The sequence below is a fragment of the Mastigocoleus sp. MO_188.B34 genome, from assembly GCF_030065675.1.
Taxonomy (GTDB): domain Bacteria; phylum Cyanobacteriota; class Cyanobacteriia; order Cyanobacteriales; family Nostocaceae; genus Mastigocoleus.
On the sequence record NZ_JASJDK010000156.1, the window covers coordinates 1 to 17,103 of the forward strand.

Sequence of the window (17,103 nt, forward strand, 5' to 3'; positions counted from 1 at the left end):
AAGAAACTAAAGCCACACAAGCACAAAATTTATTAAAACAAACCGAGCGTTTGTATAAAGAACTTTCAGAAAAAAGTGCCAACTTAGAAGAAAGAGAAAAATCTTTACGACTCTCCCAAGAAGTAGCAGTACAGCAAGCAGTTAATGAAGCGAAGGCTGAGATTGCTAAAGTTATCCGTAGCTTACAACAAGGGAAACCTACCGCCCAAGAGGCTCAGAAAGCGACAAATGCAATTAATGATATTGCTCAAAAGCACACACCCAAAAAGCAACCAAAAAAACCTAAAGCTGGATTTTTGCCGAAACTGGGCGATCGCATTCGAATTAGCAAATTAGGGAAAACTGCTGAAGTAATTTCTGCACCGGGTGCGGATGGCGAACTAACCGTCCGTTTCGGGATTATGAAGATGAATGTCAAGCTAGAAGACGTTGAATCCTTGGATGGTGAAAAAGCCGAGCCAATAGCAAAAACAAAATCAGCACCTCCAAAATCAACTTCGAAATCTTCGTCTGCACCAAAACCTGTAAATTCTTCCCAATCCACCCCAGAAATTCGTACTTCTCGCAATACTTTTGACTTGCGGGGTAAACGGGTTGCTGATGCCGAAATTATTCTTGATAAAGCAATTTCAGAAGCCACCGGACCAATCTGGATTATTCACGGACATGGAACTGGTAAATTGCGTCAAGGGGTACAAACATTTTTAAAACAACATCGGCGAGTTAGTCGTTTTGAAGCTGCGGAACAGGTTGACGGTGGTACGGGTGTAACTATTGCTTATGTTAATTAAAAAATAATTCCACAAAATAAGTCAAAAAAAATAAGTCAAATTGGCAAAAAACTATTAATTAAACCCCAATCCCTTGATTAAAAACTGTTAGAACTCTAACCCGTCTACACACCTAATTGTTCTTAATCGTCATCATTATTTACTGCAATAGCTTGGGCGTATCGTTTGTTAATTTCCTCCCAATTAACAACATTCCACCAAGCTTCTAAATACTTGCCACGACTATTTCTATAACTTAGATAATAAGCGTGTTCCCACACATCATTACCCATAATTGGGTATTTACCTTCCATTAGTGGACTATCTTGATTGGGTGTGGTTATTATTTTCAGTTTGCGATTATCATCATCGTCGTCACCATCGAGAATAACCATAACCCAACCGCTACCAAATCGACCGCCGCCAGCTTTATTAAAATTCTCCTTGAATGTCAGAAAATCACCAAAACTATTATTAATTGCTTCTGCGATTGCGCCAGTAGGTTCGCCTCCAGCATTAGGTCCCATAATTTTCCAAAACATGGAGTGGTTTACATGACCGCCACCATTATTACGTACTGTTGTACGAATATCAGAAGGTATGCGATCAAGATTGCGCAATAAATTTTCGATGCTCTTAGTTTTTAGTTGGGGATATTTATCTAAAGCAGCATTTAGATTTCTGACATAAGCTTTATGATGTTTGCCATGGTGAAACTCCATGGTTTCTGCATCTATGTATGGCTGTAATGCGTCTAAAGCATAGGGTAAAGGAGGTAATACTGCAGTCCCGATTGGTTGAGGGTCTGCTTGACTTATTAGTTGAGGATCCAAAGGAGTTTGAGCAAAAGCATAATTTTCTAATGCTAAGCCAGCCGCAGTCGCACCCAATAAAGAGAGAAAATGACGCCTATTTAAATTCATTGTTTTTCCTATAAACGAATTTACAGCGATCGCATATAGTTTATGAATAAACTAATTCTTCTATTAGTTCTTTTTGTTATTAAAATTAAAATAAAAAAATAAAACAAAAAAAAGTAATAGAATTATCATTCATTTTTCTAAAGAGATTGCTGTATTTGTTTCAAGATTTATCGCTTCAGGAGCCAATTATAAGCTAAATATTAAATATTTTCAGTAGATTTATCATGTGATTTTAGCGACACAGAGAAAAGATAAATATATTACTTTTACATCAGTGTTTCCGTTTATCAATATGAATAAATAAACTAATTAACCCAAACAATTATTACTATAAAAAGATAATGATAAACTTCACAAACTCAAATTTTATGCATTTGACTTGAGCACAAATATCTGATTCATTATTACTAATTTAAAATTACTGATTCAAGTTAATTTCAGTTGATTTTAATTTGTGAATCGACGGTAGAGGCGCACATATGTGCGCCCTAATAAATAATATTCTTTTAACTTCAAAGTCCCTTAATATTTCGTTACTTATTTGTGCTGTAGTTCAATTTTTCCAAATTCTGGTGTTAACCATAAAAAAACTAAATTGCTTTGTTTATGCAACTGCTTTAGCAAATCGTTTGTTAATTTCATCCCAGTTCAATACATTCCACCAAGCTTTTAAATAATCCGCACGACGATTTCTATATTTGATGTAATAAGCATGTTCCCATACATCATTACCCATAATTGGATATTTACCTTCAGAGAAAGGACTATCTTGATTTGCTGTGGTCATCACTTCCAGTTTCTGATTATTTCCCAAAACTAACCAAGCCCAACCGCTACCAAAGCGACTTTTACCAGCGTTGTTAAATTCTTCTTGCAACTTTTCAAAGCTACCAAATTCCTTTTTGATGGCTTCTGCGATCGCACCTGTAGGTTCACCTCCACCATTGGGTCCCATAATTTCCCAAAACATGGAGTGGTTTACATGACCGCCACCATTATTACGCACTGTCCGACGAATATCAGAAGGTACGCTTTCAAGATCCCTTAATAAATCTTCAATATTTTTATCTTTTAATTCTGGATGTTTTTTTAATGCTGCATTGAGATTTTTTACGTAACCTGCATGATGTTTGTCGTGATGGAAACGCATAGTTTCTGCATCTATATGTGGTTCTAATGCATCATAAGCGTAAGGCAATGGAGATAATTTAATTACACCGGACTCAGTTTTAGATGCAACCTTAGTGACTTCTTCTGTTTTGGGAGAATCCTCTGCAAATGCACAAGCGTTTAAAGTATAACTAGCTGCACAGGTACCAAATAAAATGAGAAAATGGCGGCGATTGAGATTCACAGCTTTTTCCTGTAAAAATGTTTAGCAATTTTCAATACTTATTGTCTTAGAATCAGCTTACAAAGTAAATATTCAATAATTTGGCTGATTTTGCAATTTTGGGGCATGTATTAATTTACGTAAATAAATATCAATTATTATGCTTTTATAAGCATGAAGAATTCTACCCCAGATATGTGATGTCTACAGAAATGACTCTTGATACTAATGAGCTAATTTATCAAAAGTCAGGTATATTAAAGGAATTCAAGTTATTGTTTATACTTATATTTGGAGTGTAGTATAGTAGTTCAAATGCTCAATAACTCCTACGATCCACATTTCGGTGTAAGTCCAAAGGATGTCAATTCAAAATCCGAATTTACTTGGAGCGATGCTAAAAAAACTGCTGATCTTACTTTGTGCCAGAGTATAGGTAAACATCTCAGCGATATTGAAATCAAATTACTTCAGGGTTCATGGGAAGAGAAAACCTATGATGAGATGGCACTAAATTATGGTTACAGTGCTGAGTATCTAAATAAAGATGTAGGTAATAAATTATGGCACAAACTTTCTAAAACATTGGGAGAAAAAGTCACAAAAAAGAATTTTAAAGCAGCGCTGAGTAGAGCATGGGAAAAACAAAATGATTCATCTGCTGTTGAGAATCTAGATGTAGAAAAAAAATTAGATATAGAAAAAAATCTAGAATCGCGAATATCTCCAGTGGTGCAGCTACCTTTTCCAGAGAGTTCCGTACCACCAGATTCCTCTTTTTATATTGAACGAAATAATATAGAAAATCTTTGCTACCAAACAATTACTAAACCTGGTTCTTTAATTAGGATCAAAGCACCCAAATTGATGGGTAAAACTTCTTTAATGAACAGAATTATTGCTCATGCTACAGGTGAGAATTATCAAACTGTTTATTTAGATTTAAGTAGTGTCGAGCGCAGAATTTTAACTAATTTAGATACATTCCTGCGCTGGCTTTCCATTATGGCTAGCAGACAATTAAAGTTAGAAAATCAATTAAATGATTATTGGGATGCAGAAATTTTAGGTAGTAATGATAATTGTACGGTTTATTTTGAAGAATATTTACTTACAGAAACAGAAAATCCTATAGTATTAGCATTAGATAATGTAGATAAAATTTTCTGTTATTCAGAAGTGATTGAAGACTTTTTCGGAATGCTGCGAAGCTGGCACGAGAAAGCAAAAGTTACCCCGATTTGGCAAAATCTCCGCTTGGTTTTAGCCCATTCAACAGAAGTTTATGTTCCCTTGGATATAAATCAATCACTATTTAATGCAGGTGTACCTGTGGAATTAGTAGAGTTTGATAAACAGCAAGTTATCAAATTAGCTTCCATACACGGATTAAGTTGGAATGAAGCAATAGTGAAAGAAATGATGAAATTAATTGGGGGGCATCCATTTTTAGTTAGATTAGCAATGTACCAAGTAGCTGCAAAAAACCTGAAATTGGAAGAATTATTACAGTCAGCTTCTACAGAAGCAGGTATTTACAGCAATCATCTACGGGGATATTTACAGGCATTGCAACAATCTCCAAATTTAGCTGAAGCTTTTAATAAAGTGGTTAATTCATCATTGCCTGTTGAATTAAATTCAATCGGAATTTATAAGTTACACAGTATGGGTTTAGTCGAGCGGCAGGATAATCATGTTGTACCCAGGTGTAATTTATATCGGGAATATTTTCAACGGGTTTTGGTCTAAGAAAAATTTTTGATTGCTTTGTTTACCTCCAAAATTGTACAGAGACGTAGCACTGCTACGTCTCTACAAGTTGTCGGAATTAATCAAAATATTACTAGGGTTCTACATTCAATAAATCGTAATTTTCAGGGATATTTGCTGTTCCCAATTTACGAGCAATATTGTGTGCTAGTTTACTAAGTTTACTACTCTTACCAAAGTTAGTTGTGATCGCCACGTTAATTCCGCTCACGTCAATATTAGAAAGCTGATAATTCTTGAACTTGACCATATAAGCAGTTCCTCCCCCAGTTTTTCCACTGTGAGATAATTTGCTCTGGGTACAAGCGCTATCCTTACATTTAATATGCCATCCATGAGCTACATTGGGAGCAGTGCTAGGAAATGGACGTGACTCCATCAAATCAATGGTTTCTGGTTTGAGAACATCTTTATGATTTGGTAATTTATCAGTAGCGAGCATGAATCGTACTAAATCCCCTGCGGTTGCTTTTAAGGAACCAGCTGCGCTTCCAGGATGGTTTTTGGTAGGAATCTTTTGAGTTATGATTTTTCCGTTCCTGAAACTATGGGGATTTGCATCAAGATTTGGGTTGATAACAGTTCTTCTGGCAATTACGTTACCAAGTCCGATGGGATTTAAGATATGCTTTTTCAAGAAGATATCATAGGAATCCCCACTGATTTGTTTAATTAAAAATCCTATCAGTCCGATACCGTGATTGGAGTATTTGTAGCGACTTCCAGGAGCAAATAGACGTTTACGAGTACTTAAGACATAGAGGTGTGTCAGTCGGTAAGGAAGGGGATTTGTATATTTATCAAAAGATTTGTTGTATTTGATTGCAGCTTGTGGTTCTACACCACTTCTGGTTAAACCGGAAGTATGGCTGAGTAAGTGACGAACTTGAATGTTCTTATATTCATTCAACCAACTACTAATTGAACCTTCAATATTTCGACCTTGGTAATCATATAAACCTTTGATTGAACTCAAATTTGTTGTGCTACCTTTACTTGCTTTCTTGTCGCTATACCAAGCAAGCTTTACATTGTTTCCAGATACTGCTGTACCGACAATATTGTAACGTCGAGAAGAGTTACCAGGAGTTGTGTATTTTTTTGTCCATCGACTTTTCAAATTGGTGACAGAACCAGAACTTATCGTACCGTCATGATACCAAGTGTAGGTAATTTCTTTATTGGTATCCATCCCAATTCCGACAATATTATCTCTTTGATTTTCTCTGGGTATCCTATAGCCTTTGAATCCACCTTTCTTCTTTTTCTTTTTGTATTCAAAGGCATCTAAATCAGTTGGAGTTCCAATACTGTAACTACCATCATCGTACCAAGCATAAACCCGATTTTGGCTTCCTCCTTTGGCGATAGCAATAATGCTATTAAAACTTTGTCCTGGTGGTACGGTAAAGTTTTGTGGTTGAGAATATTTATCTAAATCCTTAGAACTACCTTGAGTTACTTTACCATCAAAGTACCAAGTAAAAACCCGTTTGTTTTTACCAACAGCCATGTCAATAATCGGGCGATAGCGACGGGTACCCTGACCCATAGCTTTTTGATAAGCTGTACCTTTTAAAACACCATTTGCACCATACACAGGTGTTTGTAGAGAAACCTTTCCTTGCTCTAGTAGTTTCATCATCCCTGCGGTGACGATAACTTTTGATACGCTACCAATTTGCGATCGCGAGCGTGGTGTCATGGGAGTTTTTTTCTGCCAATTTGCGTAACCATAACCTTTGTTACAAACCATGCGACCATTTTTGGAAACCGAGACTGTTAATCCGGGAATTTTATTTTTTACTACTGCATCTTTTACTAATTCATTTATCTCATTGCTAACAGAATTATGACAGGGTCCTTGATGCTTGGAAACTGGGTTATTTCTAACCGGACGTGCAAAGACAGCAGTAGAAAGAGAAAGACTAGTAAAAGTAACAAATAATAGTAGTTGAGTGAACGAAGGCAATTTTTTTGCTCTAACAGTTTTCATAATCATTAAACTCTAATAATCAATAATTCAAAGCTATTAAAAAACGCCAAAATTTATGTTTTGATGTTCCAATCCATCCGCTGTGAGAATCCATAGGAGCAAGTAAAGATAGGTATTAACTAAAAGGAAGGATAAGTACCCGTACCAAATACTTGCTGTTGTGCGTTTTAAATGCACAACAGCTTAATTGTGATCGGCACATTAATTCCAATCGATTCAAATTAAAGGTTTATCCTGGTGGTACAAAGTGAAAATCTTTGTCCTCGAATGTAACAGTCACGGTGACGGGAAAAGACTTAACTTGTGTAGCTAAACCCGAACATCTACCCTGCACTGGAATAGATTTTTTCAAAGTCTTTTTAACTATCTTTTCGTGATTTGGGTGCGGATTGTTACCTACCCAACCCCCAAAAACTTGCTGACCGGCTTCTTCAAAATCCTTAAGGGAAAAAGGCTGTATGGTGATGGTTTGATCGTAAGATTTGGCTTTTGTGGTACCGCTTACCACAGTTTTGATTTCACCATTAAGAATATAAGCAAGGTAGTTAACGGTACGTCCAGTAGGACATTTCATGCCTATTTTGACCTTCATGTTCAGGTTCCCTGACTTTGTTGCTAGAACATGATAAAAGGAAGTATTACCACTTATCGATTCAGAAGCATGTTTCATCGGTACATAAGCTTTGGTACTACCGAGTTGAGATAAAAATGGACCAGTGCTGGGAGTCTGAGGTACCAAGGTTGAAGGAGCCAAAGGTTTTGCTAAAACAGGTGTTGCGAAAGCAAGACTTGTGAAAGTTGCAATGAGAATACGCTTCATTCTAGTTAATATCCAGTAATAAATAATCTAAATAGTAGTAAAAGCAGTTGTGTATATCTCAACTTGCTTATGAATCTAATTTTCTAGTTTTTTGAGATGAAACTCTATAGGATAAAATCAGGTATTCCCAAGCATTAAAAAATAGGATAAAGTCAGGTATTTATTTTTTATTTAAATAATTTAAAACTCAATATACTATACTCACAATTAATCATTTATTTCCTCTACCTATGATTAAATCACCATCAGATTACGAATATCAAATTGGTGGAAGTCTCTCGGCTCAAGCTTCAAGTTATGTTACCCGTAAAGCAGATTTAGAATTCTATGAAAATTTAAAAGCTGGTGAATTTTGTTATGTACTTAACTCCCGACAAATGGGTAAATCTAGCTTGCGAGTCCGAACTATGGAAAGCTTACAAGCTGATGGTATTGTTTGTGCTTTTATTGATTTAACTGGAATTGGTAAGGAAGATGTAACGGCGGAAAAATGGTACGCTGGTATTATCCAATCTTTAGTTAGTAGTTGTCAGCTAAATAACAAAATTAATTGGCGTAAATGGTGGAAGGAAAGACGAGATTTACTTTCACCTGTACAGCGTTTAAATTTATTTATTGATGAAATTTTATTAGTTGAAGTTGAAGAGCAAATTATTATCTTTGTAGATGAAATTGATAGGGTTTTGAGTCAAAGTTTTTCTCTAGATGATTTTTTTGCCTTAATTAGATTTTTTTATAACAAACGTGCTGATAATCGGGCATATAAACGTTTAACTTTTGCGCTGTTGGGAGTAGCAACTCCTAGCGATTTAATTAAAGATAAAACTCAAACACCTTTTAACATTGGTAAACCGATAGAATTACAGGGATTTAAACTTGATGAGGTAGAACCTTTAGTAAAAGGATTACGAGGTAAAGTTGATAATCCCCAATTAGCTATTAGGGAAATATTGCATTGGACTGGTGGACAGCCATTTCTGACACAGAAGTTATGTAAAATAATTAAAGACTATGCCTATCAAGACTATGCTCAGCAAGATTATCTTTTTAGCTCTAAATCAATCTCAGATATAGTCCAGAAGCATATTATTGATAATTGGGAAAATCAAGATGAGCCGGAGCATTTAAAAACGATTCGTGACAGAATTTTAAGAAACGAAAATAAAGCCGGTAGATTATTAGGGATATATCAAGAGAGTTTACAGCAGCAAGAAGTTACGGCTGATGGTAGTTTAGAACAAACTGATTTAAGATTATCTGGTTTAGTAGTTCAGAATCAAGGTAGATTGAAAGTTTATAATTCGATTTACCAAAATATTTTTAATCACGATTGGGTTGAAAAACAATTAGCAAATTTACGTCCCTATTCTCAAAATTTTAATGTGTGGGTAGATTCTAATTTTCAAGATGAATCCCGACTCCTACAAGGACAAGCTTTACAAGATGCTTTATCCTGGGCAAATAACCAACAATTAAGTCCAAATGATTACCGTTTTTTATCTGCTTCTCAAGAATTAGAACAGCGACAAATTCAAATAAATTTAGATATTAAAGAAGAAGAAAGTAAAATATTAGCCCAAGCGAACGATACTTTAACTCAAGCTCAGAAAAAAGCAAAGAAGACTATAACTTTCGGTAGTATATTTTTTATTATTTCCTTGGTTACTGCTTTATTTACAGGGTTAGAATTAATCAAAGCAAGTAGAGAAAGAACAGAAGCGAATCTTTCTTTTAAAAGTGCAGCTATTGAAAATACAATTAACGAACAACCATTTAATGCACTCAGAGAAGGATTAATAATTGCAAACAAAATAAAAGATTTAGCCAAACCGATTCCTATTCAAAAAGAAACCCGAACACAAATTAAAAAGACTTTAAGTCAATCAATATCCCTTGTCAGAGAACAGAATCGTATAGAAGTTGAAAACTCTCTCCTTACAGATGTTACTGTCAGCCCAATTGGTAAATTTATCGCTACTGGTGGTACCGATTCTATAGTCAGAATTTGGGATATCAAAGGAAATTTAATTCATACCCTTAAAGGTCATAGTGATGAAATTTGGAATGTTAGATTTAGTCCAGATGGGAAAACTTTAGCTTCTTGTAGTAGAGACGGTACGATTAAATTTTGGAATGTAGAAAATGGTAGGTTTTTAAAAACCATTCTTGCTCATAATAATACCTGGGTAAGAAGTATTAGTTTTAGTCCTGATGGGAAGATAATTGCTTCCTCTAGTTCGAGAGGTTGGGTGAAACTGTGGAATGTTGCAGATGGTAAATTAATCCAAGAAATTCCCGCTCATCGTAAACCAGTTCGTTGGGTTACTTACGTCAAATTTAGTCCTGATGGGAAAACTCTTGCTTCTGCTAGTGGAGATAATACAATCAAACTTTGGCACGTTGAAGATGGTAAACTACTCAAAACCCTTAAAGGTCATAAAAGTGGTGTCAGAACCGTTGATTTTAGTCCTGATGGGAAAATCCTTGCTTCTACAAGCGAAGACAGTACAGTAAAGTTATGGAATCTTGAAAATGGTGATGAAATAGAAAACTTCCCCGACCATAGAGGTCTAGTTTGGGGTGTGAACTTTAGTCCCGATGGAAAGCAACTGGTTTCTTCTGGAAGTGATGGTACATTAAGGCTGTGGAATTTGAATACCCCAGACACTCGACCGCAAACTTTCAAAGGTCATACTGGTGGTATTCGTAATGTCACCTTCAGTCCTGACGGTAAGAAACTGTTTTCAATTGGCGATCGCACTTTAAGAATATGGTCGCTTGAGGATACAGAACCACAAACTTTACTTACAAATGATGGTGAGGTTTCAGCAGTTAGTTTTAGTCCGGATGGTAAGATAATCGCTGCTGCTGGTACCGATAGCAATATTAAACTGTGGAATATTAAAAATCGTAAATTAATAAAAACTTTAAAAGGTCATACAAAAAATATTATAGATATTAGCTTTAGTCCAAATGGTAAATTATTAGTCTCTGGAAGCTCCGATAAAACAGTTAAACTGTGGAATTTAGAAAATGGCACAGAAATATACTCCCGTAAAGGTCATACAGGAATAGTTTACAGTGTCAATTTTAGTCCTGATGGTAAACAATTAGCTTCTGCAAGTAATGACCGCACGGTCAAAATATGGAACGCTGAAGATGGAGAATTATTACAAACTCTTCAAGGTCACGTTCATACAGCTAGAGCTGTTAGTTTTAGTCCAGATGGTAAAAAATTTGCTTCAGCAAGTTCCGATGGTCGGGTAATATTTTGGAATATAAATAATGGTCGGATGTCCGGGGTTTTTGATACAGGTATGGGTTATTTACACGCTTTAGCTTTTAGTCCCGACAGTAAATTAATTGCTACTGGTGGAGATCAAGGTGTAATTAAAATTTGGGATACAGAAAATGAAAAAGAATTGCAACCTATTACAGCTCACCGTGAATGGATTAGAAGTCTTAGTTTTAGTCCAAATGGCAAAATTTTAGCTTCTGGTAGTTTTGACAACACAATAAAACTTTGGAATCTTAAAGATGGTCAACTATTAAGAGTAATGGAAGGTCATTTAAACAAAATTACTCAAATCAGTTTTAGTCCAGATGGAAAAACCATAGCTTCAGCTAGTAGAGATGGTACCGTGAAGCTATGGAAATTAGATTTAAAATTAGATGATTTAATGAAAATGGGTTGCGGTTGGTTGGGAGATTATTTAGCGATTCATCCTGAACAAAATGAATTGCAGGAAGTATGTAATCAACAGAATAAAATTAATTAGTAATTTTCAAAGTGCAACCATTCCACTTTAATTTACTTGCCATATTGATACCATTTTCAAACACAGAACTTCCGGAACCAATCACTTTCTTTTTACCTTGATTGCAACGTAATTTTGCTCTATTTAAACCATTAGCTTTATAGGTTCCCTTTGTTGCTCTATCTACACTTTGACCAAATTCTAAAACTTTAAACATTGCGAAAGTACAAGATTGGTTTATGCTAGACCCAGTCCATGTCCAATAGCGACCACCTTGTTTAGAAGCAACAGTACAATAAGGCTTTTTAGGAGAAGGTTTTGCAGCAACTTCTTGAGTATTGATAGCAGGATAAAAAGCAACAATACCTAACAATAAAGCAGAAGAGATAAAAGATTTAACTTGCATTTTGATTACCTTTTAATTTGAGAATTAATGTGTTCTGAAAAGCAAATTTATTGTTTATTTGCTTTATGTCCCAATAATGACTTACACGAATAGAGAAACCAATAGGGAAAAATCAGATATCAGAAGTAATCAAAAATCAGGATGATGATATTGAATATAGGAAAAAATCAGTGGTGTTTTCTTAATTAACTAACCTTATCGAAACAGTTTATATTTTAATCAACTGCAAATATAGCAATCATATTTGATTTGTGAACAGGTAATATGACGTCCGCTTAATTACTTATGAAAAAATATGTTTGTTTGTATTAGCGCTTGAGCGCCAATATCTTTACTATGGCGCTAAAGCGCTACTACGAACCTTATCGCAAGTGTTTTATTGGACATGATATAAATCAATAATTTAGGATTGCTGTAGTTTCAAGAAAAGATTGCAAACTGCAAAAATTCAGCGAACGCTACGGATTTTATCAAAAAAAATTATTTATTATTAAGCTTGAATGTATCGCCTGAAAACTCCTAACTTTGCGATAAACGCTTCACTTTTGCACCCCCCAACAACTTATGTGTTTCGCGAAGTAAATCGGGGATTCGCTCTGCGTGGGGACTATTACGCAAACATTCCCTTAAATCTAAATTTTCCACCCCATCTGCTTTATTACCAGGAAACCAATGACTCCCGTTACCCAACAAGTTGTAACGTACTTTTGCATATTCGTGCATATCGTAAGCCAGAGCTAAATTTCGCAGCCACAAAATGGTGCGAATATTAATATTTCCTGGAGTTTTTTCGTGTCTTGGTAAACCAACCCGCCAAGTCTTTACCCAATTTTCCCCAAAAGTAGAAATAGCAGCTTTTTCCCACTTTGCTAAAATTGGCGGTAGAATTTCGTCAGATCGATCCAATAAATCTAAAGTTTTCAGGTGCTCATCAAAATCAGTTGGCTTAGATGCACCCAGAGAAAGAGTATGTACATCCGAATGACTCAAACAAAATAAGTCATTAAATACCATAGGAGATAGGGGTGCACACAGATCTACTAACTTTTGTGGTGGATCGTAGAGTCTACCACCCTTATCCGAGGGACTAATAATAAATACCCCCATATCATGACGGGTTGCAGCTTCAATTGCTTGCCAGTTAACTTGATTAATATAGTACCAATGGAGGTTAACGTAATCGAATTGGTTAGTATTAATAGTTTGAATAATAATATCAGTAGGGCCATGGGTGGAAAACCCAACAAACCTAACTTTCCCCTGTGCTTGTAATTTTCTTACTACGTCTAAACAACCACCGGGACGAATACTGTAATCCAATAGTTCAGCAGTATTAATGCCATGAATTCCTAACAAATCAACATAATCTAACTGGAGATTTTTCAGAGATTTTTCAAAGTCTGCTTGGAATACTTGGGAATCGGCTTTGGGTGAAACTTTGGTTTGAACAATTATTTGGTCGCGGGGAAATTTCGGTAACACCTGTCCTAATTGCATTTCCGAACTACCATAACCACGGGCTGTTTCAATATGATTAATCCCTAATTCTACAGAACGTTTAATAGTTGCTTCCAAGTTAGCTTGGTTGTCAGCAGGTACTTGTTGTTGTGGTATATCCTGCCATTTAAATTGATATCTCATCCCCCCGCAGGAAAAAACTGGCATTTGTAGCTCTGTGCGCCCAAAACGTCTGTACAGCATGATGTTGGTGGTTGTAGTGACATCCTACTTTTAATTTATAACCTTCGAGCGTAACTTGGTTTGGGGTTCTTAGTTTCCTTTGTTCGGGAATTTACCCAATTGACGATGAATTAAAAAGAGTTGTTAAGAAAGGATTTCTCAGAAAAATGCGATCGCAACCACAAAATCAAAACAAAACTAATGCCGTAGAGGTTCAACCAGAAGGACAATACCATGTAATAACTGACACTCGAACAATTGTTTCTTTAATTGCCTTGATCCCAATTTTAGTTTTGCTTGGCACTCTAGGATACCAAAAGTATCGTGCTTTTGTGAGACGCAAGCGAATTGCTTTATTGGAAAAGATTTGGCTTTTAGATGTTAATAATAAAACTCGTTAAACATATGAAATAAAACTTAAATATAAACTACTTAAGATCCATAATGAAAAAATTTGTGCTGTTTGGAAATAAGTCGAGCCAAAAAAGATGCAATTAAAAGAGCGAAACTGGCAGAATTTCATCGCAAACCATATGCGAGATTGGCACGGAATTTGGACAAGATATTCTCCTACAGGAGAGATTATGGAATCATTTCAAAGTCTGAGAAGTTTCCGCAGCAATCCAGAAAAAACAATAATTCATCAAAGTAACCGCCATATATACGCTGACGGTAAAATAGAAAAAAAATTGGCAGTCTAAGAAACAGCATAAGGTATTAACTGACGGAATTGTTCATCCAGCATTTCCATTAATGAAGTCGTTGTTCTTTGAACAGGGTGCAACTGCATGGTCAGCTAAAAAGTTAGAGGCTGGTTCCTTTTGGCTGGTAACAGATTCTCAATTACAACAATTGAGCGTTAAATACGATAAAGAAGGATTTTATTTTGGGTTAATATTTGAATTATTACAACTTTCAAATATATAGAATTATTTATAATAATTTGGCATCATTTAGGTACAAGAATGGATACAACTTATCAAAAAATTAGGTTTTAGTTAGATGAATTTAAATGAATTTGTGGAACCCAGATATGATATCTGGATGAAAATAGCAAATATTATCGAAGAGCGCTATCTTTCCAATAATAATAATATTGATTGGAATGCATTAAAACAAAATATTCCTTCAGTTAGCCAAAACAAAATATTCCTTCAGTTAGCCAAGACAGAATCCATAAAATTTTAGAAAAAATTAAGAATAGTGAAAAAATAAATAAGGGAGAGCGAATTCTTTTGATAATGTTAAAGCTTCTTTATGATGAACCTGTCGATAATGGAGCAGAAATTCTGAAACAATTACAAAATCATATCTGTGAGATCGAAACAGTGTTTGTTCCTTGGGAGATTGTCTTAGAAAATCAAACAAGAAATCATCACGAAGCAGAAACCAATCCGATCAAGTTAGCAGAATTGTATCGAGTTGATGCTACACAAAGGGCAATTCAGGACGCCAGAGCAGGTATTCCTCCTCAAAAACGGGATCAATTTTATCGTGGGATTATGAAACCACCATCAGAAACAGCTTCTCGTCGCAATATTTTTCCCGGAAAAGCAATTTATGGTCTAACTGGACACTTGATAACCATTGATGAGAAAAGTGGTGCGATCCAAATTCAACAAGTGGGCGAACCTTATCAATCTACCATCACAGGTCTTTGGTTTGATAAAGAATATTTTAAGTCTATGCCTGAACGTCCCTATGTTTTTCAAAAACCTGGTTCTGATGGCAAAAATGTTTGGGATAGTTATACATTTAATGAAGCAGCAGATATTAGTAATAAAAAAAGTTAATCCAGATTACGGAAAGACACTCGAAATATTTTTATAAAAAGTCGCTATTATTACTAGGCTTGCTCTTCCTATAGATGGGAAGATACATCTATGTTGGTTCTCTTTTTTCACTAGGGGTAAACAAAAATTTAGTTTTGAGAATGATATTTTGATAAATAAAATTCCTCGAATGTCACGCTATAAAAAGCACCTGAATCATCATAATTCGCCCTTATTTGTTGTAAATAAATTATCTCACAACTTATTGAGGAGAGATTTAGCCACTACTTAGGTGCGAACCTATCTCACTCTTGCTAAATCTAAATACACAAATAATCCTCAAACCTTTAGGCTGAGGATGAAGAGTTTCAAAACAAATTAGGTTGGACGTTAAAAAACTTCCATAATATTTTCTCTTGATTGGCATAGTGCTAACTCGTTAGGAGCAAATATACCATTTTCGGTAATAATTGCAGTTATCAACTCTGCCGGTGTAATGTCAAAAGCAGGATTATAATACTCTACGCCACCAGGTGTAAGAAGATTATCACCAATTTGATAAATTTCTGCTGGGTGACGTTCCTCTATTGGAATTTGACTACCTGCAGTTAGGGAAAAATCAATTGTCGAAATAGGAGCAGCAACATAAAAAGGTATGTTATGGGCTCGGGCTACTAGTGCTAAATTATACGTACCAATTTTATTTGCAGTATCCCCATTAGCCGTAATTCGATCAGCACCAACTACTACTAGATCGATCATGTTTTGCTGCATACAATGAGCAGCCATGCTATCTGTAATCACAGTAACAGGGATACCTTCTTGAGCGCATTCCCAAGCAGTAAGTTTTGCTCCTTGAAGACGAGGACGAGTTTCATCTGCATAAACGCGTGCTAAACGCCCTTCTTTCCAAGCCGAACGTACGACACCCAAAGCCGTACCATAACCAGCAGTAGCCAAAGCCCCTGCGTTACAGTGGGTGAGAATTGTCAATTTCTCTGGATAAGCCGGCAATATTTTTAAACCATTATCGCCGATCGCCAAACAAGTTTGTAAATCTTCGTTATTAATTGTTTGAGCAGTTTGCAGTAAAGTTTCCCTAATTTCTTCAACTGTACCCATGGTTTCGTATGCTGCCTTTAACATACGTGAAATTGCCCAAAATAAATTGACTGCTGTGGGACGAGTGGAACGTAGTAAAGATGCAACATTCTCTAATTGTTGCAAAAATTCATGACGCTCGTTTGTTTCAATTTCTCTTGCCCCAAAATACATTCCGTATGCTGCGGCAATACCAATTGCTGGCGCACCCCTAACAATCATTGTTTTGATTGCTTGAGCCATATCTTTACTGCGGTGAATTTCGACAAAAGAGTACTCATTGGGTAAACGAGTTTGGTTGATTAGTAAAACAGAGTCTTTTTGCCAAATTATGGGATAAACTGGGCTGTTCTGGGACATGATTAAGTTGAATAATTGCAGGAAATTAGGACAGGTAAAAGGTATTTATGTTGTCATTTGTCATTTGCTCTTTGTCTATTTACCAATGACAATTGACTAATGACAAGTAACCAGCCCATGATTACTGGTTACGAATGGTCGTTTACTGATGACCAATGAGCACTAACTAATGACCTATTACCAGTGACAAATATCTGTTGTCAAGAATAATGTTATCAATTTTTAATTCTTAACATTTATCATTTTTGACACTTTCAGAAAACAAATTTGAGCAGCCTAGTAGTCTGTCAAGAAATAATTGAGGGATAAAGTCGTTTAAGTTTAATCCGCGCATCTGTGGTAGTAAACTGCCAATCAACTGTGCGATCGCGTTGATTTCTTTGTATTTCCCAAGCAGTAACTTCCTTGATT

At 35.6% G+C, this 17,103-nt stretch carries 15 protein-coding genes and 1 pseudogene; 8 read left to right on the plus strand and 8 right to left on the minus strand.

Going from position 1 to position 17,103, the window contains the following annotated elements; genetic code table 11:
• Nucleotides 1-791, plus strand: a 791-nt coding sequence (locus QNJ50_RS25415) for a Smr/MutS family protein (protein ID WP_300641170.1), incomplete at its 5' end; no start/stop codon positions are given.
• A 122-nt stretch (nt 792-913) separates the two neighbouring features.
• On the opposite strand, the gene QNJ50_RS25420 is transcribed toward QNJ50_RS25415, so the two are convergent.
• Both QNJ50_RS25420 and QNJ50_RS25425 read right to left on the minus strand, forming a co-directional pair.
• On the minus strand, nt 914-1,693 hold the full coding sequence (locus QNJ50_RS25420; protein WP_300641172.1) for a superoxide dismutase: 780 nt from the start codon (nt 1,691-1,693) through the stop codon (nt 914-916).
• Nucleotides 1,694-2,297: 604 nt separating this feature from the next.
• Complete coding sequence (locus tag QNJ50_RS25425; protein WP_300641174.1) at nt 2,298-3,047, minus strand: superoxide dismutase; 750 nt, start codon at nt 3,045-3,047, stop codon at nt 2,298-2,300.
• A 294-nt stretch (nt 3,048-3,341) separates the two neighbouring features.
• Here QNJ50_RS25425 and QNJ50_RS25430 point away from each other — a divergent pair, with 294 nt between their 5' ends.
• Nucleotides 3,342-4,778 carry an AAA-like domain-containing protein gene (locus tag QNJ50_RS25430; RefSeq protein ID WP_300641176.1) on the plus strand — a complete coding sequence of 479 codons (1,437 nt, stop codon included), beginning with the start codon at nt 3,342-3,344 and terminating at the stop codon, nt 4,776-4,778.
• Between the two features lie 94 nt (nt 4,779-4,872).
• Here the strand turns inward: QNJ50_RS25430 and QNJ50_RS25435 are convergent, their stop codons facing one another.
• Nucleotides 4,873-6,771, minus strand: a complete 1,899-nt coding sequence (locus tag QNJ50_RS25435) for a serine hydrolase domain-containing protein (protein ID WP_300641178.1) — start codon at nt 6,769-6,771, stop codon at nt 4,873-4,875.
• A 253-nt stretch (nt 6,772-7,024) separates the two neighbouring features.
• A complete protein-coding gene (locus tag QNJ50_RS25440) occupies nt 7,025-7,615 on the minus strand; it encodes a hypothetical protein (RefSeq protein WP_300641180.1) in 591 nt (196 codons plus the stop codon).
• A gap of 230 nt (nt 7,616-7,845) precedes the next feature.
• On the opposite strand from QNJ50_RS25440, the gene QNJ50_RS25445 reads away from it, so the two are divergent.
• Nucleotides 7,846-11,394, plus strand: a complete 3,549-nt coding sequence (locus QNJ50_RS25445; RefSeq protein WP_300641182.1) for an AAA-like domain-containing protein — start codon at nt 7,846-7,848, stop codon at nt 11,392-11,394.
• On the opposite strand, the gene QNJ50_RS25450 is transcribed toward QNJ50_RS25445, so the two are convergent.
• The gene (locus QNJ50_RS25450) at nt 11,387-11,779 is read right to left on the minus strand and encodes a hypothetical protein (RefSeq protein WP_300641184.1); all 393 of its coding nucleotides are present in this window, start codon (nt 11,777-11,779) and stop codon (nt 11,387-11,389) included. The genes QNJ50_RS25445 and QNJ50_RS25450 overlap by 8 nt on opposite strands.
• A 519-nt stretch (nt 11,780-12,298) precedes the next feature.
• A complete protein-coding gene (locus tag QNJ50_RS25455; protein WP_300641186.1) occupies nt 12,299-13,480 on the minus strand; it encodes an aldo/keto reductase in 1,182 nt (393 codons plus the stop codon).
• Nucleotides 13,481-13,626: 146 nt separating this feature from the next.
• On the opposite strand from QNJ50_RS25455, the gene QNJ50_RS25460 reads away from it, so the two are divergent.
• The 5 genes from QNJ50_RS25460 to QNJ50_RS25480 all read left to right on the plus strand — a co-directional run bounded on the left by QNJ50_RS25460 (nt 13,627) and on the right by QNJ50_RS25480 (nt 15,252).
• Nucleotides 13,627-13,860 (plus strand): hypothetical protein, encoded by a 234-nt coding sequence (locus QNJ50_RS25460; RefSeq protein WP_300641188.1) that lies wholly within the window; start codon nt 13,627-13,629, stop codon nt 13,858-13,860.
• 87 nt (nt 13,861-13,947) lie between these two features.
• Nucleotides 13,948-14,160, plus strand: a complete 213-nt coding sequence (locus QNJ50_RS25465) for a DUF3598 family protein (protein WP_300641190.1) — start codon at nt 13,948-13,950, stop codon at nt 14,158-14,160.
• A gap of 52 nt (nt 14,161-14,212) precedes the next feature.
• Nucleotides 14,213-14,386 (plus strand): hypothetical protein, encoded by a 174-nt coding sequence (locus tag QNJ50_RS25470; RefSeq protein ID WP_300641192.1) that lies wholly within the window; start codon nt 14,213-14,215, stop codon nt 14,384-14,386.
• Nucleotides 14,387-14,461: 75 nt separating this feature from the next.
• Nucleotides 14,462-14,647: a hypothetical protein gene (locus tag QNJ50_RS25475; protein ID WP_300641194.1), complete on the plus strand. Its 186-nt coding sequence runs from the start codon at nt 14,462-14,464 to the stop codon at nt 14,645-14,647.
• Between the two features lie 53 nt (nt 14,648-14,700).
• Nucleotides 14,701-15,252, plus strand: a complete 552-nt coding sequence (locus tag QNJ50_RS25480) for a hypothetical protein (protein WP_300641196.1) — start codon at nt 14,701-14,703, stop codon at nt 15,250-15,252.
• A gap of 369 nt (nt 15,253-15,621) precedes the next feature.
• On the opposite strand, the gene mtnA is transcribed toward QNJ50_RS25480, so the two are convergent.
• Nucleotides 15,622-16,692 (minus strand): S-methyl-5-thioribose-1-phosphate isomerase, encoded by a 1,071-nt coding sequence (mtnA, locus tag QNJ50_RS25485; protein WP_300641198.1) that lies wholly within the window; start codon nt 16,690-16,692, stop codon nt 15,622-15,624.
• Nucleotides 16,693-16,979: 287 nt separating this feature from the next.
• Nucleotides 16,980-17,103 (minus strand): annotated as a pseudogene (locus QNJ50_RS25490) (IS630 family transposase); the annotation flags it as partial.